The organism is Nocardioides eburneiflavus (assembly GCF_004785795.1).
Taxonomy (GTDB): Bacteria; Actinomycetota; Actinomycetes; order Propionibacteriales; family Nocardioidaceae; genus Nocardioides; species Nocardioides eburneiflavus.
On sequence record NZ_SRRO01000001.1, the window covers coordinates 3,212,154 to 3,233,428 of the forward strand.

The window sequence follows — 21,275 nt, forward strand, 5'->3', positions numbered from 1 at the left end:
CGAAACAGACAGCGAGACAGCGAGCCCGGCGGTCGGCACGAGAGTTTGCTTCAAGACGGCGCCGCGAGCTTATGGAGAGGGAGAAGCGGATTGTCGGTCTCGCGGAAGAGGTGATGGTCGCGATCGGAGAACGTGACTTTGCCGTTGCCGAAGGGGAGGCGCGAGCCGGTGAGGCGCTTAGGCGATTGGTGGCAGAGGAGCATCTTGCCATCAGCGAGGCGCTGGTGTGGTGCGGAAATGTGGTGCCGGCGCGGGAAGCTCGTCGGTTGCGCCGACTCGCCGAGATCGCTGACACATCCGACTCGAACGCCAGTTGAATGCCTTCCAACATCAAGATATGAACCGCCGAGCGATGTCTGAACCATTTGGAGCCTCCGGGACGCCCGGAGTTCAGAGGCGGCGCTGACTGCATGTTCCGAGCGATCATTCTGGCCCTCAGCGCGGTCGGTCGCCTCAGTCGCGATCAGCACGTCTGTGCCAACGACTACTCAGGGCATTGGTACGGCGCGCTGCCTGACTGCTGGAGGTCTGCTGCGTTGTTACAGCCGCCTCGACGCCGCGTGCGCCGCTCGACGCGCCCGCCTGGCTCGAGCGCGGAAACGACTTCGGCCGATGTGATCGCTGCCGGGCCTGGCTGACACCTAGGTGACTGCGGGACCGATCAACGTCTCGCAGTCACCTAGGAGGAAGCCATGTCCACCACCGTCACCTTCGCCGGCAACAAGGCCGAGGCACCCGAGCTGCACCACACCCGGGAGAACAAGCCGTTCGTCACCTGCCGGGTCCTGGTCAACAACCGGATCCAGGACGACCAGGGGGAGTGGGTCAGCGACGTGCCCACGGCCCGCAACGTCAAGATCTTCGGCTCGGCGGCCACCCACGTACACGACAGCTGCGGATCCGGTGCCCCGCCCTTCGTCCACGGCCTCGAGCGCACCGAGAGGTGGCCGGATAGGGAGACCGGCGAGAAGCACACCAAGGGCGTCGTGGTTGTCGACAACCGCTTCGGCGGGGTCGGCCTCTCGCTCATGTACGTGTCCGCGCGCATCGACCGCGCCCCGCACGCGGCCCAGGCCCGCTGAGGAGGTTCGCTCCGATGGATCTCGTCGTTCAATCCCCGGACGAGCTGCTGGCCGCGGTGCCACACGTCCTCGGCTTCAAGCCGGAGGAGTCGATCGTCCTGGTGCCCTTCCGGCCCGGGCTGCCGATCAGTCGCGTGGACCTGCCCAGGACCGCCGCCAATCGTGAGGAGGTTTGGGACGCACTCAGCGGCCCGTACGGCCGCCACGCCTGGCCCGGTGCCCGCCTGGCCATCGTCTGCATTACCGAGGACCGCCGCAGCGCCGAGCTGGCCAGTCAGCACCTGTCCAACCGGCTCCAAGACGTCGGCATCACCACCGACATCAGGCTGTGGTCCGACGGCGAGCGCTGGCGTGAGTTCAACACCGGCCACACGGGGCTGCAGACGCCGTCGACCGCTGAGCGGATCGCGGCCGTGACCGTCCTCAGCGGCGCCGCCCAGCCGGCCGCCAGCCGCGAGTCCCTGGCCGTCTCGATGGTCGGCGACCGCGAGCCCATCGCCCAGTTGCTCCCCGCGGCTCGAGCGGCGGCCGCGGACAGCACGCCCGCTGGGGAGAGGGAATGGGCGCTGGACCGGCTCGAGCAGTTCCACGCCGACGGCAACCGGCTCTCCGATGTCGACGGTGCGCGGATGCTCGCGGCCTTGGAGACGATCAGCACCCGGGACGCGCTCTGGGAGGACATGAGTCGGGAGAACTCCACCTCCCACATGGCCATCTGGACCGACCTCACCCGCCGCGGTCCGGACGAGGTCCGCGCAGCGCCGGCCTCCCTGCTCGGCTTCGCCAGCTGGCTGCACGGCGACGGCGCCAAGGCCTGGTGCGCGCTCGACCAAGTGCCCGCCGACCGGCCCTACTCCATGGCCGCCATCGTCGCCTCCGCCCTGCAGAACGGCCTGCACCCCAAGGAGTGGGAGCGCCACCAAGCACAGTTGCGCGAGGTCACAAGTGAGCTCGACGAGTCGTTCGTGCCGAAGCCACCTGGCCACCACACGCAGCGGGATGTCCCGCGGACCCAGCCCACCACCGACCGGCCGGCTCCCGGCCGCTGAGGAGGACACCCGGATGGACGAGCAGGACAACACCGCGACGCAGCACAGCTCCACCGAACGACAGCTGCGCCGCCTGGTCGTGCCGGCACCCGGCGCGTACGACCCCAGTAGGCGCATCGAGGTCGTTTACAACCCGGACCTGGACCTTCTGTGGGGTCCGAATGAGTAGCGCCCGTGACTCCGAGGACGCTGCTGGAGAGCTCGGCCGATGGATCGACGCTCGGACCATCGAACTGCTTGAGGATCTGGAAGAGCACTGGGGAGGTCGCTTTGACGAAGCACGAGTCCGCGAACTGGTGATGGCGTACCTCGGGCTGCGGGGGTCGACCGAGGCTCCGTCGGAGGAGGATCGATTCTCGCTTCTCAACGGCGCAGCTATGGCACTCCTCGGCGACGAGTACCGACCACCTTCGCCGACGTCGGAGTTCAGCGCCCCGGTCGACCTCCATGCAGGGTTCAATGCATTGGCCTCGCTGAGCATCGCCGCGCGTGACTGGCATCGCCACCACGCTGAGGTCCCCGATGCCGAACGCCTTCAAGCGACCCTGGTTCACATCCAAACCTGGATCGACGCGCTCGCCGACACGTGTTTCGAGCTGGCCGACCAGCTGGAACGGCGCCTCGCCAGCGATCAAGGCGAGTTCGACGACTCGGTACTTGTCACCGCCCAGGTAGCCACAACCAGCGCCGATCTTTTGGATCCCGTAGCGGACCGCGCGGAACTCGAATACCTCGACACGGATGGTTCGGAAGACCAGTGGGCCGCCGCTGCGGCAGTTTGTGCCCGCCTCCGGAGCAGCGTCGATGACCTACGCCAGGCGACCGCAGCCCCGTAGACGAACGCGTTCCTGGAGTTGCGGCTTCGCCTCCGGGAGAAAGAACAGCAGGATAAGGCAGTCGCAGAGGTACGTTTTGAGGGCGTGCTGCGCCGCAAGAGGGCCACCTTCAGCATGTAGTGAGGCATCCCACCGCCCTAGATCGCGCACCTTCCGGGGCAGGTGTCGCCCAATCAAGAGCAGGTGCACGATGGACGCGTGAGCCAACCGCAGCCGGAGTACGACGACGTCGAGAACTGGCGCCTGCCGCAGGACGTGCTCGAGGAGCGCGACCGCGAGTGGTGGGCGGAGGCCGAACCGGACGAGGAGTGATTCCCCCGGGGGCAAGCGGCGTGAGCCCGTCCTGGGCGTCTCAAGGCGCGATCTGGCGACGCCGCTGCGCGACCTCGGCACGGACCGCGAGCTCGAGGTGGTCGAGTCGGAACCATCGCCGTCCTCCCGCCAGTGTCGACGGCAGCCGCCCACGCACGGCACGCGCCCGCAGGGCCACCACCGAGCACCCCAGGACCGCGGCCGCCGCGGGCGCCGGTAGCCACTCGTAGTTGTCGTCCGGCGGCAGCGGACCCAAGCGGGGCTCAGACCTGCTCGCCCGGCGTCGCTCCCGCTCGTGTTCTGCCTGGGCACGCTGCTCTCGCAGCTGCAGCACCTGGTCTCGCGGCAAGCTCGGCCGCGCCCGCCTCGGCGTCAGGTCACCCCGACGCACGATCTTCGGCACCAAGCTGACGTGTACCCCGAGCAGTTCGGCAGCCTCTCGCTGCGTCACCCACTCGGACATGGTCAGAAGGCTAGCTCCGGCGCAGGAGCTCGACTGCGACCAGAGCCAGCCCGCCGATCCCGAACAGGAGCGCAGCGCCGCGCTTGACGACGGCAAACTGGTCGCCTGGGGGCGTCAAGGGTTTCAGTTGGCGACGTCACGTTGAGGGTTGAGCGCGATTCAGTCGTCTCGGGTTGATCGCTCAGCGGCCCCCTGCGTACCTAGACGGTATGACGTGACCCCTTCGGCGTGATGGGGTTGCGGGCCGGGGCCTCACTCACAAGATTCGTGGGTTACCGAGCAGGGGCTGCCTGCTCGGCCTATCCGACAATTGTGGGAGGCCCCGGTGTTTACCGAGCGTACGAGTGTTGGGCTCGACGTGCACGCCCGATCTGTCGCAGCAGCGGCGATCGATGGCGTCACGGGCGAGCTGTTCCAGACGAAGCTGACCCCGTCCTATGAGCATGTCGAGTCGTGGCTGGTCGGCTTGCCGGGATCGGTGGCGGTGGCCTACGAGGCCGGGCCGACCGGTTTCGGGCTGTACCGGCACCTGACCGCTGCCGGTATCCGGTGCGAGGTCCTCGCGCCGTCGAAGCTGCAGAAACCGGCGGGTGATCGGGTCAAGACCGACGCCAAGGACGCCATCCATCTCGCCAAGCTCCTGCGCCTCGACGAGATCACGACGGTGTCGATCCCGACCCCGGACCAGGAAGCCGCTCGCAACCTGGTCCGGGCCCGGGAGGACTGCCGCGCCGATCTGATGCGGGCCCGGCACCGGCTCTCGAAACTGCTGCTGCGCCACGGCATCGTCTACTACGGCGGCCAGGCGTGGACCGGCAAGCACGACATCTGGCTGCGCCACGAGGCGCTTCCCCAGCTGACCGCGCCCGCGACCCGGCTGACCTTCGACAACGACTACGAGGCCGTGCTCGCAGTGAAGGCCCGACGGAACCGGCTCGACGCCGCGATCGAGGAGATGGCCGCCGACTCGGAGTTCACCCCCGTCGTGCGCCGGCTCGGCTGTCTGCGTGGGGTCAGCACCCTGACCGGGTTCGGGCTCGCGGTCGAGATTGGTGACTGGCACCGGTTCACCGGCAACTCCATCGGCACCTTCGTCGGTCTCACCCCCACCGAGCACTCCTCGGGGGAGTCGAAGAACCGCGGGTCGATCACCAAGACCGGCAACGGCCACGCGCGCCGGCTCCTGGTCGAGGCCGCCTGGCACCACCGCGCCCGCTACCTGGTCGGGAAAGCTCTGCGCGACCGCTGGGACCTGGCCCCAGCCCAGGCACGGGTCCGCGGCGATGAGGGCAACCGTCGTCTGCACCAGCGGTGGGTGAAGTTCATCGACCGCCGTAAGACCCACAACGTCGCCAACGTGGCCATCGCTCGCGAGCTGGCCGGCTGGTGCTGGTCCCTGGCCGTCATGGACTAACACCCCACGATCTGCTTCGTCGCCAACCACACCTGGTGGCAGCGCGTGGAGCGACCCGCGATTCACCTATGAGCAGTCCGGCGCACGCCGGGCGACGCTCGCCCCTAGACACGCGAAAACGCTCCAGCCGAAACCCCGTCTTGCGGTACCCAACCCGCGAATATCAGTCTGACCCGCGCGTCGCGAAGACACGCTCGCCAAGGCGAGGACGACGACGAAGCAAGAGGCGCCCGCCCCGCAACCAACGGGGACGGGCGCCTCGCCATGCCCCTTGACAGAAGGCACCTACATATCAGGTGACCAGGAAAGCGAGGTGGATCATGACCAATTCTCCCGCCGAGAACCCGATCCCTCGAGTTGTCACCTTTACCGCCCGCGGCAACGCCGCACTCGAGCAGCTGGCCGCGGCACTGGTGGCCGAGTGCGACGGCTCCGCCACGAGCATCGCCGATCTCCTCGAGCAGGTGCTGGAAGCCGACATCGAGGACCTGGCGGACTCCCTCAGCCAGAGCGCCCAGCCGGCGCCGCCCGCGAGCCTCGATGTCGAGGAGATCGTTGGGCCGTCGGCCGAGAGCCCCGACGACGCTGCGCGTCGCCGGCTCTCGACCCGGTCGCCGTCGCCCGGCGGCAAGCCCGGGGCACCCGGCACGGGCATCCCGCGCTGAGGGCCAGATGTAGAGGGTTCAGAGACGCTAAAATCTCGCTTCCGGCTCGGAGGATCAAAGAGGTCGATAGCGGTCTGGCCCGAACCCCTTCACTCCCATGTGGGACCGAGCCTGAACGATCCCCGTCCCTCTCGTCGGCATTCCTGCGGATCCGGATGCTTCCTCACCTTCGACGGTGCCTCCCGCCGAGTGGATCGTGACGAGGGCGGATGCCTTGCTGCAGGCCTCGGTTGTGGCGTCGCCCGCGGAGCGCAGCGCCTCGGCAACGGGTTGTGGGAGGGGGACCAAGCGTTTGGCGAGAATGTCGGCTGGAGAGACCCAGACGACGTCGCCCTCGGTCGGTGGGGTAGCCAGCCCGGCCTCGACGTCGTTGTGTGCTCGGCGGGAAAGGGCGCGGGCGGGACCGACGAGGTTGGGTGCGTCCGCCTTCTCGGCTACGACGTGGGCGAGCTCGGAGCCAGCCTCGATCGCGCGGAGCGTGGCCAGGGTGGCCCGGGGGAGTCCTGGCCGGGTGGCGATGACCTGCGGTGTAGCCAGCGTGGTAGTGGCGTGGGTGATCTGGCGGTACGCGGCGCGGGCCTCCGCGGCCGCGCGGGCCAGTGGGTCCTCGAGGCGGGCACCTGACGGAGCGAGGTCGCCCCAGCGGCTGGCCAGGTTGCCCCAGGAGCGGCCTGCTTCGGCGATCGCGGGCACGAGGCGGTCCGAGGGCTCAAGGATGCCGGCAGTGGCGGCCGCATCGACGAGCACAATGCTCGCGCCGGCGATGAGTCCCTGGGTGCGGGTGATGAGCAGGACGTTGGCCGGCTCGATGTGGTGGGCGAGGGCACGGTGGGCCTGGATGTCCCAGTTGGCTAGCGCCTGGGCGAGACGGCCGGGATCGTCAACGGGCCGGATCGCCTCGCCGGCGAGGGCTTGGGCGAACCGGTCGCTCAGGTAGCTGCGTGCGGTGTTCTCGCACGCGGACATGCGGTCGACCCAGACCCCGGTCGGCGCGACGGCGTAGGGGGAGTGGTGCTGGGCGAGCTGGACGCGGCGACCTGACCCGCGGGCGTCGTTGACGCGATCGCGGCCGTTGTCGTGAAGGGCGACGTTGACGGCGTGGGCGGTCAGATAGAGACCGTGCATGATCCTGGTCCGGGCTGCCTCGAGGTCGCGGTGGGAGCCGGGCTGCTCGTGGGGGATCTGGGAGCCGTAGCGGCGCACCAGGGCTGCGGCCGCGAGCAGGGTCTGGGTCATCTGGTCAACGCGGGGGTGGGTCGGTCCCTGACCTGGCCAGGCCGTCCGGCCGGTCAGGCTGGCCTCGATGGTCGAGGCTTGCCCGGAGAGGCTGGTGATCGGCCGATCGCCCTCGTCGACGCCAGGTCGACCCCCGGGCAGGGAAGCCCATAGATCCTTCGCGGCCGCGACCATCGGCGGCCAACTCCGCAGCAGCGTGCCAGCGTCGTCGCCTCCGACGTCCATGAGCAGCTGGCGAGCCAGATGGTCGACGTCGAAGAGCATCTCGCCGACGCTGCGTACGTCGCGCGAGGTCATCGGGATCTGGTCGACGTCGAAGAGCTCCTCGTCGATGTCGGCATACGCGAGGCGCAGGTCAGTACCCAAGGCCGCGGGCTTCCCGGATGAGGTCGCACAGGTCGACAACCAACTGCGAGCCGTGGACCAGGTCCGGCCGGTGCAGCGGCACCGGGCGGGTCAGCTCCTCGGCCTCGATGAGCAGCTGCAGGGGCGTGCGCACCTCGAGGTTGGGGAGCGAGTCGATGTCGAGCAGCTCGTGGTCGTCGGGCAGCAGGGCGCTGGCCTGGGAGTGCGCGAGGTAGACACCGAGCCCGAGGTCGTGGAGCGGGGAGTCGGGGGTGGCCTCGTCGGCGTCGCTCCACACCTGGGTAGCGGCCTGGTGCAGCAGCTGGGCGATCGAGCCGAGGCGGTCCCAGGTGGTGTCAGCGTTGAGGGTGTCCACGGGTGTTCCTCTCAGTCGGAGGTCGGTCTGGCCCATGAACCCACGTCCCGGCCGCGGCCCGCTGCGCCGAGCGGCGGGCTGTGGATAACTCGGGGAGCTGTCGGGACCTGGGCACAAACTGGTCTCGTTCGCCTATGTCGGTCGGCGGTTGGCGGACGATCACCGCGATCAAAGTCAAGAGATCCGCACTAGTGCCTCAAGGTGGAGGAGGGTCGAGATGAGGTTCCCGATGACCGTGCTGAGAGCCGTGACGCTGGCGCCAGCACTGCTGGTGAGCTTCGTCCTCACCGTGGTGGTGTGCGCCCTGCTCCCGCCGACGCTGGGGCTGGTGGCGTTCGTGCTTGCGGGCGGCGTGCTGGTCGTGCTGGCGCTGGGGCAGCTGCAGGAGCCTGGGATCGCGGCGGTGACCAGGTCGCGGCCGGCGACGGAGGCCGAATTGCGGGTGATGGCGCCAGTGCTGGCCGAGTTGAGCGGCCGCGGTCTCGACGTCGGCGCGCTGTTCGTGCGCCGGACCCAGCGACCGAGCACCCCGGTGGCGGTGGCAGTCGGCCGTCACACCGTGGTGGTCAGCCCTGGGCTGGTCGAGGCGACGCACCGCGGCGGTGTGACCGGCGCGGAGGCGGCCGCCGCGCTCGCTCACGCGGTCGGCCGGCGCCAGGCAATCCGGCCGCGGCTGGAGTTGGCCGTGCTCGCGGCGACGACGCCGTGGCGGCTGATGGTGGCGACGCTCAGCGGCGTCGGCCGCGCCTTCGTTGGGCTTCCGTTCATGCGCCTGGCCTGGACGCTGCGCGCCGTCGTGGGAGTCATCTGCGTGGTGCAGTCGGTCGCCGAGGACCGGGCCTGGGCCGGCCTGCTCGGGGGCGCGGTCATCGCGATGTCCTATCTGGTGCCGGCGGCCGGCCGGCGGATCGAGCTCCGCACGGAGGCCGGGGCGGACCAGCTCGTGAGCTCGCTGGGCCTTGGTCCCGTGCTGGTGGGACTGCTGCGGCGATACGGGCACTCGATGACGCTCGAGCGGATGCAGCGCCTGGGGACGGCCGTCGAGCAGCCTCAGCAGCCGCGGCTCCACCTGGTGCACGGTTGAGGTTGTGCTCTGGCGGTGCGGCGGCGGGCGGCGGGCTACTCGGCGTCCTGGAAGTTGGACGTGGAGGGGTGCTGCGTCGGGGGTGTCACCAGTTCGTGCAGCAGACCCCCGGAATGACCTTGCCGTCTTCACGGTCTCTCTGGGCCCATGTGGATTGGCCTACAACTGCGGACTCACATAGACCTGTGGGGCCCAGTGGGGGAGAACCGTCGCCGCGTTCACCGAGATCGCCGCCACCGCGGTTCGCCCGCGATAGAGCCTCACCACCGCGGCTCCATCTTCGAACGAGCCCCACACGACGCGTCCACGGTCCGCGAGCTGCGGGAAGCCCACGGCCCGGATGCGGGCGCCGTGGATGGTCGTGCCGAACTCCGGCAGCCCGGTGAGAGGGCGGGCCGAGGCCGGACCGGCGAGCAGGTTCTCGGCGGCCCTCGCAGCCTGCTGGCGGGTGCTGGCCCAGTGCTCCATCCGCACGGACTCCCCACCGAGTAGCGGGTGGGGAGCCCGGACGACGTCGCCGGCGCCCACGACCCGGTCATTGCCCACCGCGTGCAGGGTGCCCCGGCAATCCAGTCCGTCCGCGTGGCGCAGGCCGCTGCCGGCCAGCCACTCCACGTTCGGCCGGGTGCCGGTCGCCATGACCACCAGGTCCGCGGACAGGCAGGTGTCGTCGTTGAGGGTGACCCCGAGAACCAGGCCACCGGAGGTCTTCAGGTCGCGCACCCGAGTACGCGGCCGCACATCGATGCCTGCCGCCCGGTGGAGTTCGAGCAAGTGTTTGGCCACGTCGTGGCCGAGCGCGCGACCCGTCGGTACGTCGGACGTGTGCACAAGGATCGTGTGGTGACGATGCTCGACCGCCGTGGCAGCGATTTCGGCGCCGATGAGACCGCCTCCCACGACGACCACCCGGCACGCCGGCCCCCTCAAAGCGGCACGGAGCCGGATCGCGTCCTCTACGGTCCTCAGCACGAACGCACCTCGGGCCTGGGCCACAGAGCCGACGTCGCGCGGCCGCGCACCCGAGGCAACGACCAGGCCGTCGAACTCGATCCGCTCTCGGTCCTCGACGATGACCGCCCTCATGGAGAGGTCGACCGCGGTCGCCCGTGCACCGAGGCGCCAAATCACGTCCGGAACCTCGCCCGCGACGTCGAGCTCGGGCCGCGACGTCTGACCGGTCAAGAAGCCCTTGGACAACGGGAACCGATCATAGGGACGGTGGCGCTCGGCGCCGACCACCACCACGTCTCCGGCAAACCCCAGCTGACGCAGGCTCGCCGCCGCGTGGTGGCCCGCGAGCGAGCCGCCCACGATAACGATGCGTCTCACACGCCCATTCCTTTGGTCACCCGGGCGAACTCGACGGCGACGACCTAGACGGGGTGATTCGTGTACACAACCTTGGGGCCGTGGCCGGCATGGCCGCCCGTGCACAGACGAGGCGCCCGGCCCCGGGTCGATCGTGTGGCAAGGCCCACCTCCTCGTTCGCGCTTCGTGCCGCATACGCTAAACAGTGGCGAGAGACGTCGTCCAGCCTCCAGCGTGCTCATGAGTTGAACTGCCATGAGATGGCCGAGCCGTCCATACGATCATGTGATTCAGAACGCCTACAGGAGCAATTCGTCCGCCATCGACTGAGCGGGTAGTCAGACAGGCCAAGGTCGCTCGCTTGGCGTGGGGTCGAGGGAGGGTGACGACCTTCGCCCGCACTGATCCTCGGCCGCATGGAGGCTCATCGCATCGAGGTCAGCCACGGCGCGAGACGGGAATGCGGCGCCAGACGATCTGATGAGTAAAGTCGCGAATCGTGCTAGAACGCGCGTGAACTCGGCTCATTGAGAGCAGATCGCCTTGTCATCAACTCGATGTCTGGATTGGAAAGTGGCGCGCTTCGTATGGTGCGGGCCATGCTTGGACCCAGCCCCGTACCACGCGACCGCCCCGACATATCGCGGTTGAGTGCGGCGGCGCGGTATCGGGGGCGGCCCAACCTAATCTTGATGACCGACTTTGGGCGCCGCGGATGTGGGCCCGGTCGGACTGGGCCTGAGCTTCGTCGGCCTGACCGAGTACATCGGCGTATCGGGCCTCAAAGGTCAGGCCTGAACAGGCTCACCGCCGTTGGTGGCCGAGCTGCGACACGATTGAGTCGTCGCCTACGCCGGGTCATGTGTCAGCCGCGGATCGCCCGACCGAGGCGCGGGGCGGACGCTCCCTCGGGTCGATGTTGAGCATCTGATCCAGCCCTGTCTGGGGCGTTTTGACCCCTCCGGTGCCGTGGCAGCGGTCTAGCCGATGTCAGGTGCACGACGTCCGAGCGGCGTGCGCTGTGTGCCGGGGACAACCTCTAATGAGAAGAGTAACGAGCATGTTTACGAGTTCGCGAAACGTTTTGACTGTGGCGGTTGTTGCCGCGGTGCTGATGCTGAGTGGGTGTGGGGGTGGTTCGAAGGCTCAGGGCCGCGAGGTCGGGGCCGGCGAGCACACCGATGACATCTCCAGCGGGGTGGAGGTCGATGCCGGCGCTGCGGCGCTGGTGCCTGCGGATGTGAAGGAGGAGGGTGTCCTCCTGGTCGCCATGGATCTGACGAGCCCCCCGTCGGAGTTCTTGGCCTCGGACAACAAGACGCCGATCGGGTTCAACCCGGACATGGCGCGGCTGATCGCGAAGAAGCTCGGCCTGGAGCTGAAGATGGAGAACGTCAAGTTCGACACGATCATCCCGGGCCTTGAGGGCGGTCGGTATGACCTGACGGTGTCCTCGATGGCGGTGACCGAGGACCGGATGAAGGTGCTCGACATGATCGACTACGTGAGCAATGGCTCGTCGATCGCAGTCGGGGATGGCAACCCGGACGGCCTGACTCCCGACACGTTGTGTGGGAGAAGCATCGGCGTGCAGTCGGGTTCGGTGCAGGAGATCGAGCGGCTTCCGTTGCTGTCCGCTGAGACGTGCGACGCGAAGGGGAAGCCGGCGATCAAGGGGGTCTCGTTGCCCAGCGTGCAGGATGCGCTGACCCAGGTCGCCTCGGGTCGGATCGACGGGGTCTTCTACGACACCACGTCCCTGAGCTGGGCGGACAAGCAGCAGCCGGGAACCTTCGAGGTACTCACCCCCCAGGTGAACTCGAACGACAACGCGGTGGCGCTCGGCAAGGGCTCCGCGCTCACGCCGGCTGTCCAGGCGGCGCTTCAGTCGATCATCGACAGCCCGATCTATGCGGATGCCCTCGAGCGTTGGGGATTCGACGGGCTCGGGATCGACGAGGCGACGATGTCCGTCGCCGAGGAGGAGTGATCTCCCGGGGGGACGGCACTCGGGTGGCCGCCTCCGTCCGGGACGCGGCCACCCTTAACGGAAAGGAACCGACCATGTTGGAGACATTGGGGGAGGACAAGCCCCGCCTTCGACTCAGGCGACCGGTGGATTATCTGTCGTGGGTGTTGACGGTCGGCCTCCTCGCGGGGCTGGCGTACACCCTGGTCACGAACGAGAATTATCGATGGCCGGTCGTGCTGGAGTACTTCACGGCCGCGTCGATCATCAGCGGGATCGGGATCACGCTGATCCTGACCATCACCAGCATGGTTCTTGGGATTCTCCTCGGCTTGGTGCTGGCGATCATGCGCGCGTCCTCCCAACCCCCGGTGTCTGCGTTGGCGCGGCTGTACATCACGTTCTTTCGAGGCACCCCGGTGCTGGTCCAGTTGATCTTCTGGTTCAACCTCGCCGCGCTGTATCCCCGCCTCTCGATCGGCGTGCCCGGTACCGACATCTCGATGCCGGTGAACGTCAACCAGCTGCTCAGCCCGATGACGGCGGCGATCATCGGCCTGACCCTGAACCAGGCGGCCTACATGGCCGAGATCATCCGCGGCGGCTTTGCCGCGGTGGGGCGCGGGCAGCTCGAGGCCGCCGAGTCCCTGGGCATGCACGGGTTCACGAAACTCCGGATCGTGGTGATCCCCCAGACGATGCCCTCGATCATCCCGCCTACCGGGAACCAGTTCATCGGCATGCTCAAGGAGACCTCGCTGGTCAGCGTCCTCGGGGTCGCCGACCTGTTGCAGAGTGCGCAGTCGATCTACGCCCGGACCTACGAGACCATCCCGCTGCTCATCGTGGCCAGCCTCTGGTACCTGATCATGACCATGACCCTGAGCGTCCCGCAGTCGATGATCGAGCGGCACTTCTCCCGGTCCACCCGTGTTCCCCGCTCGAGCCGCTCGGCCACTGGCACAGCCGCTCGCCCCGTTCTCGAGGTCGCACCGAAGGAGTCGTTGCTGTGAACGCCGAAGGAACCATCGTCGGTCGCAAGCTCTGCAAGAGCTTCGGCAGCAACCACGTGCTGCGTGGGATCGACTTCGAGGTCGAGGCGGGGGAGATCTCCTGCATCATCGGCCCGAGCGGCTCGGGCAAGTCGACGCTCTTGCGCTGCCTGAACGGGCTGGAGACCCTGGACCGCGGTGTGCTCAAGGTGAACGGGGAGCACTTCGGCTACGTCGAGCACCCGCATGCCTTCCACGCACTGAGCGCACGGCGCCTGGCCCGGCAGCGCACCCGGATCGGCATGGTCTTCCAGCAGTTCAACCTCTTCCCCAACCTGACCGCGCTGGACAACGTGATGGTCGGGCCGGTCCAGGTCAAGAAGGCCGCCCGAGCCCAGGCGCGTGAACACGCACGCGCGCTACTGGCGAAGGTGGGGCTCAGCCAATGCGAGAAGCAGTACCCGGCACAGCTATCAGGCGGTCAACAGCAACGCGTCGCGATCGCCCGGGCCCTGGCCATGGAACCAAGCATCCTGCTCTTCGACGAGCCGACCAGCGCCCTGGACCCGGAAAAGGTCGGCGAGGTCCTCGACGTCATGCGCGACCTGGCCGGCGCCGGAATGACCATGGTCGTGGTCACCCACGAGATGGGCTTCGCCCGAGAGGTCGCGAACAACCTGCTCTTCATGGACGACGGCATCGTCGTAGAACGCGGAGACGCACGCGCCGTACTGTCCGACCCCCGCGAACGCCGCACCCAAGAGTTCCTCGAACGAGTCCTCTGAAGGCGCGAGACGGGACTCGCGCCCGAGTCTGGGGTACGGACCCACTGACCCTTGGCCGACGGCGCCCATTCGTCTAAGCCGTCCACCTCCAACGCACACCCATGTGGGCGGGGCAGCGTCGCCCCGACCTCCGTCCTGGCCAGCTATGGCCAGCCCCTCCACGGCTGGAAGACGCTCCCGCCAGAGCAGATGCTGAGCTTCGCTCGGGCGAGGCGGCGGACCCCGCTAGCCTGCGAGCATGCTGGATGTTCATCGCCTCGTCCTCTTGCGCGAGGTGCGCCTTCGAGGCAGCATCTCGGCCGCGGCGCGAGCGCTGTCGTACACCCCCTCGGCGGTCTCCCAGCAACTCTCGCTGCTTGAGAAGGAAGCGGGGGTTCCGCTCCTGGAGAAGGTGGGCCGAGGCGTTCGGCTAACGCCTGGCGCTGAGGAACTGGTGCACCACGCCGAACAGATCCTGTCGATTCTCGAACGCGCCGAGGCCGACTTGGCCGCGAGCGATACCCAGGTCCGTGGAACTTTGAACCTGGCGGCGTTCACAACCATCAGCCGCAACACGGTCCCTCGAGTGATCGCTGCATTGGGGAGGCAACATCCCGCCCTGGACGTTCGGTTCCGACAGGTGGAGCCCGAAGAAGGATTGCTATTGCTGTCGTCCCGGCGCGTTGATGTTCTGGTAGTCGACAGTTACCCGGGAACATCGGCACCTGTGCAGGACGAGATACACGTGGACCTGTTGCTGAACGACCCCATCCGCGCGTACCTGCCGACCGGAGCGGATGACGGCACGCTGGAGGGGCTCCGCCGCTTACGGTGGGTCCTTGAGCCCAGCGGCTCGGAGGCCCACGCGTGGGTTCTTGGAGTGTGCCGACAGCACGGCTTCGAGCCGAATGTCGCCTATGAGTCCGCCGACCTGATGTTCCATTTGCGGATGGTAGAGGCGGGTTTGGCGGCGGCGTTCCTGCCCGATCTACTAGTGCGCGGGGAGAAAGCCTCGATGGAGCCGAGTGCTTTGCTCGACACACGCCAGCGCCGCCAGATCTCGTTGATCTGTCGCGCTGGAGCCGAACGACGGCCAGCGGTCGTCGCATGCCGAGACGCGTTCGCTGAACACTTGTAGGGGATATCCCCGGCGCGGGCCCAGAATTTGGGTCGCCGCCAGGTTCCATCGCCTGTGCGCCCTTCGGGCGGTGACGCTGTTGCGCCCTTCGGGCGGTGACGGCAGGGGTCGCGAAGACATTGTGTTAGCAGTTCTAACACGTTGGCTTCATTATCTTGCGCTTTTTTTGTCGCGTTGGGCGTCCTAGCGTCAGGTCCATGACGTGGAAGACGAAGAGCACCTCGGCCGTTGGCAGACCTCCGCTCGCTGCCCGGTCGGCCAACCTGGTTGGTTCGGTCATTGATTCCTCGACGTCGCTTCTGGCGCGTCAGACGCACGACATCGTGCGCTTCGCGATGGGCGCTCCCAGTGACGATCTGATGCCCATCGAGCTACTGGACCGGTATGCCGCACACGCCGTGGCAGGCAAGTACAGCTATGGCGCCTCGGAGGGCGAACCCGATCTGATCGACGAGATCCTCAAGCTCCAGGCGGAGCGCAGTTGGTCCAGCGCTGCTGACCGGATCACGATCACGACAGGGGGCATGCAGGGCCTCGACCTGGCATGCAAGCTGTTCGTCGATCAGGACGACCTCGTGATCGTTGAAGGCCCGACCTATACCAACGCCAACGCCACCGCGTTGTCCTACGGGGCTGACCTGCTCGAGGCAGGGGTCGACGAGGACGGTCTCGTCGTGGAGGCGTTGCCCGAGCTGGTCGCGCGAGCCGGGCGCACGCCGAAGGCGATCTATGTGATCCCCAACTTCCAGAACCCGTCTGGTGTCACGCTGTCGCTGCGCCGACGCGAGCTACTGCTGGAGCTTGCCGAGCAATGGGACGCGGTCATCATCGATGACGATCCCTACGGTCTGCTGCGGTTCGAGAACAGTCCGATCCCAACACTGAATGAGCTCGACCCGGGCAACCCCCGCATCTTCTCGGTGCGCACCTTCTCCAAGATCCTGGCGCCCGGACTCCGGGTGGGCTGGGTAGATGCCGACCCCAGCCTCCAGCCACTGCTCATCAACGCGAAGCAGGCCATGGACACGTGCACGAGTGTCCCGGCACAGCGCACGGTCACCGATTTCCTTGCCGGCGGGCATCTGCAACCACACCTGGACAGAGTTCTGAGCCTCTATCACGAGCGCAAGAACGCTATGCGTGCCGCGCTCCAGTGCCACTTCGGGGACGCCGTTCGAGCGACCGAACCGGATGGCGGATTCTTCCTCTGGGCGACATTCGCTGACCCAGAGGTGGATACCGAGGCCCTGTTCGAGACCGCCCTGGCCAAGGGTGTCGCCTACATTCCAGGACCGGCGTTCTCGACCAACGACCACTTCCACGACGCCCTGCGCCTGTGCTTTGCGACGTCCACGCCGGACCGCATCGACGAGGGCGTCGCGCGACTCAAGAGCGCTGTCGACACGTTCGGGGGCATCTCGTGAGCCGCCGCACCGCCATCGTCACTGGATCGACGTCCGGAATCGGTCACGATGTCGCTCGACGACTCCACGCCGATGGATTCAACGTCGTCATCACCGGCCGTGATCGGCAGCGCGGGGAGAAGGTCCGCGAAGAGCTCGGGCCGAACGCCGCATTCGTTGCCCAGGACCTAACCGCGCCCGGCGCGCCAGCAGAGCTCGCTGCCGCGGCGATCGACCAATACGGACGCCTCGACGTGGTGGTCAACAACGCCGCCCTGGACCACACTGGCGACCTGCTCGACGTGCCCGTGGCCGACGTTCGGCACCTCTTCGAGGTCAACGCGATCGCGGCGATCGCGGTCTTGCAGGAAGGCGCCAAGCGCATGGAGCGCGGCGGGGCCATCATCAACATCACGTCCCGACTGGCCTCGATCGGCGTTCCCACCATGGCGATCTACAGCGCCTCCAAGGGCGCCCTCAAGGCCTTGACCGCCGCCGCCGCAGTCGAGCTCGCGCCCCGCAACATTCGTGTCAACGCAGTCGCGCCCGGCATGACCCGGACGCCCCTCTTCGACACCTGGCTCAACGCGCAGGCCGACCCCGAGCAGACCCAACGTGGCGTCGTCGCGGACATCCCGCTCGGACGACTGGCTGACCCCCGCGACGTCGCAGCCGCCGTCGGGTTCCTCGCCTCCGAGGAGGCGTCGTACATCACCGGAGTCACCATTCCGGTCGACGGCGGCTATACGGCCCGCTAACCACCCCCACCTATGCCCAGAAGAAGAGACGCCACCATGTCCGCGACACGCACCATCCTTGACGGTCCCGCCCTGTGGTCGGCCCAGGCCCACATACCGTCGGTCCTGGGACGCCAGCTCGTGATCGAGCGTGGAGAAGGCTCCTACCTTCACACAACCGACGGGCGACGCCTCTTTGACGGCACCGCAGGCCTGTGGCACGCGAACATCGGGCACGCCCATCCTGCCTTGGCTGAGGCTGCGCACGTCCAGATGTTGAAGCTGGAGACCTACCACATCTTTGCGCGGTTCGTGAACGACCAGGCCCTGGGCCTCGCCGAACGGCTCGCCGGGCTGTCCCCCGTCGACGATCCGAAGGTGATTCTAAACTCCGGTGGGTCCGACGCGATCGATGTGGCGTGCAAGCTCGCCCGACGCCACTGGCAGCGTGAGGGCCTGCCCTCGAAGACCATGATCCTGAGCCGCGAACACGCGTACCACGGGCTCCACGCCTACGGCACCAGCATCGCGGGGCTCGACTTCAATCGGGAGGGATACGGCACGGAGTCGTTGGTGCCCGAGACTGCACGCGTCCCGGTCCACGACGCCGATGCGCTCGCCGGCACCATCGCAAGCATCGGTGCCGAGAATATCGCCGCGTTCGTGACCGAGCCGATCCAGGGCACGGGCGGCGTCAATCCACCAGGGCCCGGCTACCTCGAATCCGTTCAGCAGCTGTGTCGTCAGCACGACATCTTGCTCATCCTCGACGAGGTCATCACCGGTTTCGGACGCACCGGCACCATGTTTGCTGCCGAGCGATTCGGTCTCGAACCTGACCTCGTCACCTTCGCCAAGGGCGTCACCTCTGGGTACGCGCCGCTGGGCGGCGTCCTCGTCGCACCGAAGATCTGGCAGCCGTTCTACATCGACGACGTCGACACGCCGATCTTCCGCCACGGCGCGACGTACTCGGGTCATGCCACCGCCTGCGCGGTTGCCATGGCCAACCTCGACGTGCTGGAACAGGACAACCTGCTCCAGCGCGTCGCGGAGCTCGAGCTGCTCCTTGACGGCCTGCTCAAGCAGCTTCAGGCGCGCCGCCCTAGCGTCCGCGAGGTGCGGGTCGGCGGGTTGCTGGGCGGGGTCACCCTCACCGACGACATCCCCGCCGAGAGTGCCGCCGACGCGCTCATCGAGCTCGGCTTCATCTCGCGGCCGCTGCGCGGCAACACCCTGCAACTGAGCCCGCCCTTTATCACCACGGATGACGAGCTCATCCAGTTCCTCGACGCCATCGACCACGTCCTCTCCGCCAAGGAAGCCGAATGACCTCCGACGTTGCCCCACGCCCCGCCGCCGTACTGGCCGACGGCGCGAAGCCCGAGCGGGTCCGTGCCGCCGACGCCGTGCTGCGGAGCCTGTCCTTGCCGCCCGGCACGGACCGCTTCGACGTGCTCAACCCCGCAGATGATCGGGTCATCGCGACCCTGCCCGAGACTGGCCCGACCGCCGCGCTCGAAGCAGTCGCGCTGGCCGATGAAGCGGGGCGGGACTGGGCAGCCACGACACCTCGCGTACGGGCCGACATCTTGCGACGGTGGTACGACCTGCTCGTCGAGAACGCCGAAGACATCGCGCTGCTGATCACACGGGAGATGGGCAAGCCGCTGGCAGAGGCGCGCGCCGAGGTCGGCTACGGCAGCGACTTCGTGCGCTGGTACGCGGAGGAGGCGGTACGTCCTGGCGGGAACGTCCGAGATGTCCCTGCCGGCGGCGGAACCCTGTTCACCCGCCGTGCGCCGGTGGGACTCTCGGTTCTGATCACGCCGTGGAACTTCCCGCTCGCTATGGCCACCCGCAAAATCGCGCCGGCGTTGGCCGCCGGGTGCCCGGTGCTCATCAAGCCCGCGAGCCTCACGCCATTGACCACTTACCACTGCGTCGCTCTCGCCCACCAGGCAGGTCTGCCCGAGAACCTGATCCAAGTCATCAGCACCACCGACGCGTCGACGTTCAGCGAGACGGTCCTTCGGGATCCGCGAGTGCGCAAGGTGTCCTTCACCGGCTCGACCGGCGTCGGCAAGGTGCTGCTACGTCTGGCAGCCGACAACGTGCTGCGCTCCTCGATGGAGCTCGGCGGTAACGCGCCGCTGATCGTGTTCGACGACGCCGATCTCGAACGAGCCGTGGACGGCGCCTTCACCGCGAAGATGCGCAACGGCGGCCAGTCCTGCATCGCGGCCAACCGGATCTATGTCCAGGACGGCATCGCGGACGCGTTCGTCGAGGGGCTCACCGAGAGGATGTCGGCGGTCATCGCCGGCGACGGACTCGCCGACAACGTCACCGTGGGCCCCCTCATCGACCGCAGGGCCGTGGCACACATGCAGCGCCTCGTCGACGACGCGGTGTCGCGCGGTACGACCGTGCGTGCCGGCGGCCGGATGCTCGAGGGCCCGGGAAACTTCTTCGCCCCCACCGTGATCGACCATGTGCCCACCGGCGCCGACATCGCCACCACCGAGATCTTCGGTCCCATTGCCGCCATCCAGCGCTTCAGCACCGAGGCCGACGTCCTCCGACGCGCAAACGCAACCGAGTTCGGACTCGCCGGCTACGTGTTCACCGAGAACCTCGACCGCGCCCTCAACGTGGCAGACACCCTCGAGACCGGACTGGTCGGCATCAACCAAGGCGTTCCCTCCAACGCAGCCGCGCCCTTCGGCGGGGTCAAGCACTCCGGGCTCGGCCGCGAGGGCAGCGCCGAAGGACTTGAGGAGTACCAGGAGGTCCGCATGTACAACCTCGCCCGCCGCGCCACCGCCTGAGTACTCCAGCCGGACTGCACCCGTCCGAGCCCATCGCCCAACACATCAGCATCGAAGGAGAAAACCATGCGTATCTCGACCGTCAAGGAGATCAAGACGAGGGAGGCTCGCGTCGGCATCGTTCCGGCCGGCGTCGCGGTCCTCGTACAAGACGGCCACGACGTCTTCGTGGAGCGCGACGCCGGTGCGGTCGCTGGCTTCTCGGACGCGGACTATGAGGATGCCGGCGCCAAACTGGTCGATCAGGCCGAGGCCTGGGCGAACGCCGAACTGCTGGTCAAGGTCAAGGAGCCCATCGCCGAGGAGTACCAGTTCCTGCGCGAAGACCTGACGCTGTTCACCTACCTGCACCTCGCCGCAGACCGTCCGCTGACAGAGGCCCTGCTGAACGCAAGGACGCTGGGGATCGCGTACGAGACCGTGCAGGACAGCACCGGTCTGCCGCTGCTCACCCCGATGAGCGAGATTGCCGGCCGGCTCGCCGCACACGCGGCGGCTACCTACCTCACCGCGCCCGAAGGGGGCCCGGGTCGCCTGCTGGGCGGTTCGCCAGGCGTCGCCCCGTGTCGGGTGGTGGTCATCGGCGGCGGCGTCGTTGGCACTCAGGCCGCGCTTCTCGCGCTGGGTATGCAGGCGGAGGTCACCGTGCTCGACACGTCCGGGACCAGGATCCGAGAACTCGACAACCTGCTGAACGGGCGCGCCCGCGTCGTGATGAGCGACCCCGCCACGCTCGCCCACGAGCTCAGCACGGCCGACGTCGTCATCGGCGCCGTTCTGGTCCCCGGCAAGGCGGCACCCCAGGTGGTCTCCCGCGGTGATCTCGCTCTACTGCGTCAGGGTGCCCTGCTCATCGATGTCGCCATCGACCAGGGCGGGGCATTCGAGACATCACGGCCCACCACCTACGCCGACCCGATCTACGAGGTCGACGGTGTCCGGCACTACTGCGTCGCGAACATGCCCGGCGGCGTACCGCAGAGCTCGACTCGCGCGCTCACCAACGCGACGTTCCCACACCTGCGGCGGCTCGCGAGCCTCGGGCCGTATCGGACCATCGTCGAGGACCCGGTACTGGCGTCGGGGGTGAACACCTGCGGCGGGGCGATCATCCACGCTGGAGTTGCAGAAGCCCTGCCTGAACTTCCGCACGCTTCCCTCGGGTCGATGTTGAGCATCTGATCCAGCCCTGTCTGGGGCGTTTTGACCCCTCCGGTGCCGTGGCAGCGGTCTAGCCGATGTCAGGTGCACGACGTCCGAGCGGCGT

21 protein-coding genes are annotated in these 21,275 nt (G+C 67.8%); 17 read left to right on the forward strand and 4 right to left on the reverse strand.

Features of this window, described 5'->3' with window-relative positions:
- Positions 1-71 precede the first annotated feature (71 nt).
- From EXE59_RS15130 to EXE59_RS15145, 5 genes are all read left to right on the forward strand, one after another.
- Positions 72-317 (forward strand): hypothetical protein, encoded by a 246-nt coding sequence (locus EXE59_RS15130; RefSeq protein WP_135839648.1) that lies wholly within the window; start codon positions 72-74, stop codon positions 315-317.
- A 375-nt stretch (positions 318-692) separates the two neighbouring features.
- Complete coding sequence (locus EXE59_RS15135; RefSeq protein WP_135839649.1) at positions 693-1,082, forward strand: single-stranded DNA-binding protein; 390 nt, start codon at positions 693-695, stop codon at positions 1,080-1,082.
- 14 nt (positions 1,083-1,096) lie between these two features.
- Entirely contained in the window at positions 1,097-2,131 is a 1,035-nt protein-coding gene (locus EXE59_RS15140) for a DUF4192 domain-containing protein (RefSeq protein ID WP_135839650.1), read from the forward strand.
- A gap of 13 nt (positions 2,132-2,144) precedes the next feature.
- Positions 2,145-2,300: a hypothetical protein gene (locus tag EXE59_RS23820; RefSeq protein ID WP_168218540.1), complete on the forward strand. Its 156-nt coding sequence runs from the start codon at positions 2,145-2,147 to the stop codon at positions 2,298-2,300.
- Positions 2,293-2,967: a hypothetical protein gene (locus EXE59_RS15145; RefSeq protein ID WP_135839651.1), complete on the forward strand. Its 675-nt coding sequence runs from the start codon at positions 2,293-2,295 to the stop codon at positions 2,965-2,967. Before EXE59_RS23820 ends, EXE59_RS15145 begins: the two co-directional genes overlap by 8 nt.
- A 352-nt stretch (positions 2,968-3,319) precedes the next feature.
- Here EXE59_RS15145 and EXE59_RS15150 read toward each other — a convergent pair whose 3' ends face one another.
- Complete coding sequence (locus tag EXE59_RS15150; RefSeq protein ID WP_135839652.1) at positions 3,320-3,535, reverse strand: hypothetical protein; 216 nt, start codon at positions 3,533-3,535, stop codon at positions 3,320-3,322.
- Positions 3,536-4,067: 532 nt separating this feature from the next.
- On the opposite strand from EXE59_RS15150, the gene EXE59_RS15155 reads away from it, so the two are divergent.
- A complete protein-coding gene (locus EXE59_RS15155) occupies positions 4,068-5,156 on the forward strand; it encodes an IS110 family RNA-guided transposase (RefSeq protein ID WP_135837073.1) in 1,089 nt (362 codons plus the stop codon).
- 320 nt (positions 5,157-5,476) lie between these two features.
- Complete coding sequence (locus EXE59_RS15160; RefSeq protein ID WP_135839653.1) at positions 5,477-5,821, forward strand: hypothetical protein; 345 nt, start codon at positions 5,477-5,479, stop codon at positions 5,819-5,821.
- A 54-nt stretch (positions 5,822-5,875) separates the two neighbouring features.
- Here the strand turns inward: EXE59_RS15160 and EXE59_RS15165 are convergent, their stop codons facing one another.
- Positions 5,876-7,423, reverse strand: coding sequence for a hypothetical protein (locus EXE59_RS15165; protein ID WP_135839654.1), 1,548 nt, complete (start codon positions 7,421-7,423; stop codon positions 5,876-5,878).
- Entirely contained in the window at positions 7,413-7,778 is a 366-nt protein-coding gene (locus EXE59_RS15170) for a hypothetical protein (RefSeq protein ID WP_135839655.1), read from the reverse strand. The genes EXE59_RS15165 and EXE59_RS15170 overlap by 11 nt, the downstream gene beginning before the upstream one ends.
- Positions 7,779-7,995: 217 nt before the next feature.
- Here EXE59_RS15170 and EXE59_RS15175 point away from each other — a divergent pair, with 217 nt between their 5' ends.
- Complete coding sequence (locus EXE59_RS15175; RefSeq protein WP_135839656.1) at positions 7,996-8,862, forward strand: hypothetical protein; 867 nt, start codon at positions 7,996-7,998, stop codon at positions 8,860-8,862.
- A gap of 159 nt (positions 8,863-9,021) precedes the next feature.
- On the opposite strand, the gene EXE59_RS15180 is transcribed toward EXE59_RS15175, so the two are convergent.
- Positions 9,022-10,194 carry an NAD(P)/FAD-dependent oxidoreductase gene (locus EXE59_RS15180; protein ID WP_168218541.1) on the reverse strand — a complete coding sequence of 391 codons (1,173 nt, stop codon included), beginning with the start codon at positions 10,192-10,194 and terminating at the stop codon, positions 9,022-9,024.
- Between the two features lie 1,070 nt (positions 10,195-11,264).
- On the opposite strand from EXE59_RS15180, the gene EXE59_RS15185 reads away from it, so the two are divergent.
- The 9 genes from EXE59_RS15185 (at position 11,265) to ald (ending at position 21,190) form a co-directional block, all read left to right on the forward strand.
- Positions 11,265-12,164: an ABC transporter substrate-binding protein gene (locus EXE59_RS15185; RefSeq protein WP_210429018.1), complete on the forward strand. Its 900-nt coding sequence runs from the start codon at positions 11,265-11,267 to the stop codon at positions 12,162-12,164.
- A 23-nt stretch (positions 12,165-12,187) separates the two neighbouring features.
- Positions 12,188-13,156 (forward strand): amino acid ABC transporter permease, encoded by a 969-nt coding sequence (locus EXE59_RS15190; RefSeq protein ID WP_246056815.1) that lies wholly within the window; start codon positions 12,188-12,190, stop codon positions 13,154-13,156.
- Positions 13,153-13,920 carry an amino acid ABC transporter ATP-binding protein gene (locus EXE59_RS15195; protein WP_135839659.1) on the forward strand — a complete coding sequence of 256 codons (768 nt, stop codon included), beginning with the start codon at positions 13,153-13,155 and terminating at the stop codon, positions 13,918-13,920. Before EXE59_RS15190 ends, EXE59_RS15195 begins: the two co-directional genes overlap by 4 nt.
- Before the next feature lie 238 nt (positions 13,921-14,158).
- Entirely contained in the window at positions 14,159-15,037 is an 879-nt protein-coding gene (locus EXE59_RS15200) for a LysR family transcriptional regulator (RefSeq protein ID WP_135839660.1), read from the forward strand.
- Between the two features lie 197 nt (positions 15,038-15,234).
- Complete coding sequence (locus EXE59_RS15205; protein WP_135839661.1) at positions 15,235-16,461, forward strand: aminotransferase-like domain-containing protein; 1,227 nt, start codon at positions 15,235-15,237, stop codon at positions 16,459-16,461.
- Positions 16,458-17,198 carry an SDR family NAD(P)-dependent oxidoreductase gene (locus EXE59_RS15210; protein ID WP_135839662.1) on the forward strand — a complete coding sequence of 247 codons (741 nt, stop codon included), beginning with the start codon at positions 16,458-16,460 and terminating at the stop codon, positions 17,196-17,198. Before EXE59_RS15205 ends, EXE59_RS15210 begins: the two co-directional genes overlap by 4 nt.
- Positions 17,199-17,234: 36 nt before the next feature.
- Entirely contained in the window at positions 17,235-18,509 is a 1,275-nt protein-coding gene (locus EXE59_RS15215; RefSeq protein ID WP_135839663.1) for an aminotransferase family protein, read from the forward strand.
- Entirely contained in the window at positions 18,506-20,008 is a 1,503-nt protein-coding gene (locus EXE59_RS15220; RefSeq protein WP_135839664.1) for an NAD-dependent succinate-semialdehyde dehydrogenase, read from the forward strand. The genes EXE59_RS15215 and EXE59_RS15220 overlap by 4 nt, the downstream gene beginning before the upstream one ends.
- A gap of 66 nt (positions 20,009-20,074) precedes the next feature.
- Positions 20,075-21,190, forward strand: a complete 1,116-nt coding sequence (ald, locus tag EXE59_RS15225; protein ID WP_135839665.1) for an alanine dehydrogenase — start codon at positions 20,075-20,077, stop codon at positions 21,188-21,190.
- The last annotated feature ends 85 nt before the right edge of the window (positions 21,191-21,275 follow it).

What these genes read in the sequence shown, in the direction of transcription:
- EXE59_RS15145 (WP_135839651.1), top strand. Translation starts at nt 2,293, where the DNA reads ATGAGTAGCGCCCGTGACTCCGAGGACGCTGCTGGAGAGCTCGGCCGA.
- EXE59_RS15175 (WP_135839656.1), top strand. Translation starts at nt 7,996, where the DNA reads ATGAGGTTCCCGATGACCGTGCTGAGAGCCGTGACGCTGGCGCCAGCA.
- EXE59_RS15200 (WP_135839660.1), top strand. Translation starts at nt 14,159, where the DNA reads ATGCTGGATGTTCATCGCCTCGTCCTCTTGCGCGAGGTGCGCCTTCGA.
- EXE59_RS15220 (WP_135839664.1), top strand. Translation starts at nt 18,506, where the DNA reads ATGACCTCCGACGTTGCCCCACGCCCCGCCGCCGTACTGGCCGACGGC.
- EXE59_RS15160 (WP_135839653.1), top strand. Translation starts at nt 5,477, where the DNA reads ATGACCAATTCTCCCGCCGAGAACCCGATCCCTCGAGTTGTCACCTTT.
- EXE59_RS15140 (WP_135839650.1), top strand. Translation starts at nt 1,097, where the DNA reads ATGGATCTCGTCGTTCAATCCCCGGACGAGCTGCTGGCCGCGGTGCCA.
- EXE59_RS15215 (WP_135839663.1), top strand. Translation starts at nt 17,235, where the DNA reads ATGTCCGCGACACGCACCATCCTTGACGGTCCCGCCCTGTGGTCGGCC.
- ald (WP_135839665.1), top strand. Translation starts at nt 20,075, where the DNA reads ATGCGTATCTCGACCGTCAAGGAGATCAAGACGAGGGAGGCTCGCGTC.
- EXE59_RS15130 (WP_135839648.1), top strand. Translation starts at nt 72, where the DNA reads ATGGAGAGGGAGAAGCGGATTGTCGGTCTCGCGGAAGAGGTGATGGTC.
- EXE59_RS23820 (WP_168218540.1), top strand. Translation starts at nt 2,145, where the DNA reads ATGGACGAGCAGGACAACACCGCGACGCAGCACAGCTCCACCGAACGA.
- EXE59_RS15205 (WP_135839661.1), top strand. Translation starts at nt 15,235, where the DNA reads ATGACGTGGAAGACGAAGAGCACCTCGGCCGTTGGCAGACCTCCGCTC.
- EXE59_RS15135 (WP_135839649.1), top strand. Translation starts at nt 693, where the DNA reads ATGTCCACCACCGTCACCTTCGCCGGCAACAAGGCCGAGGCACCCGAG.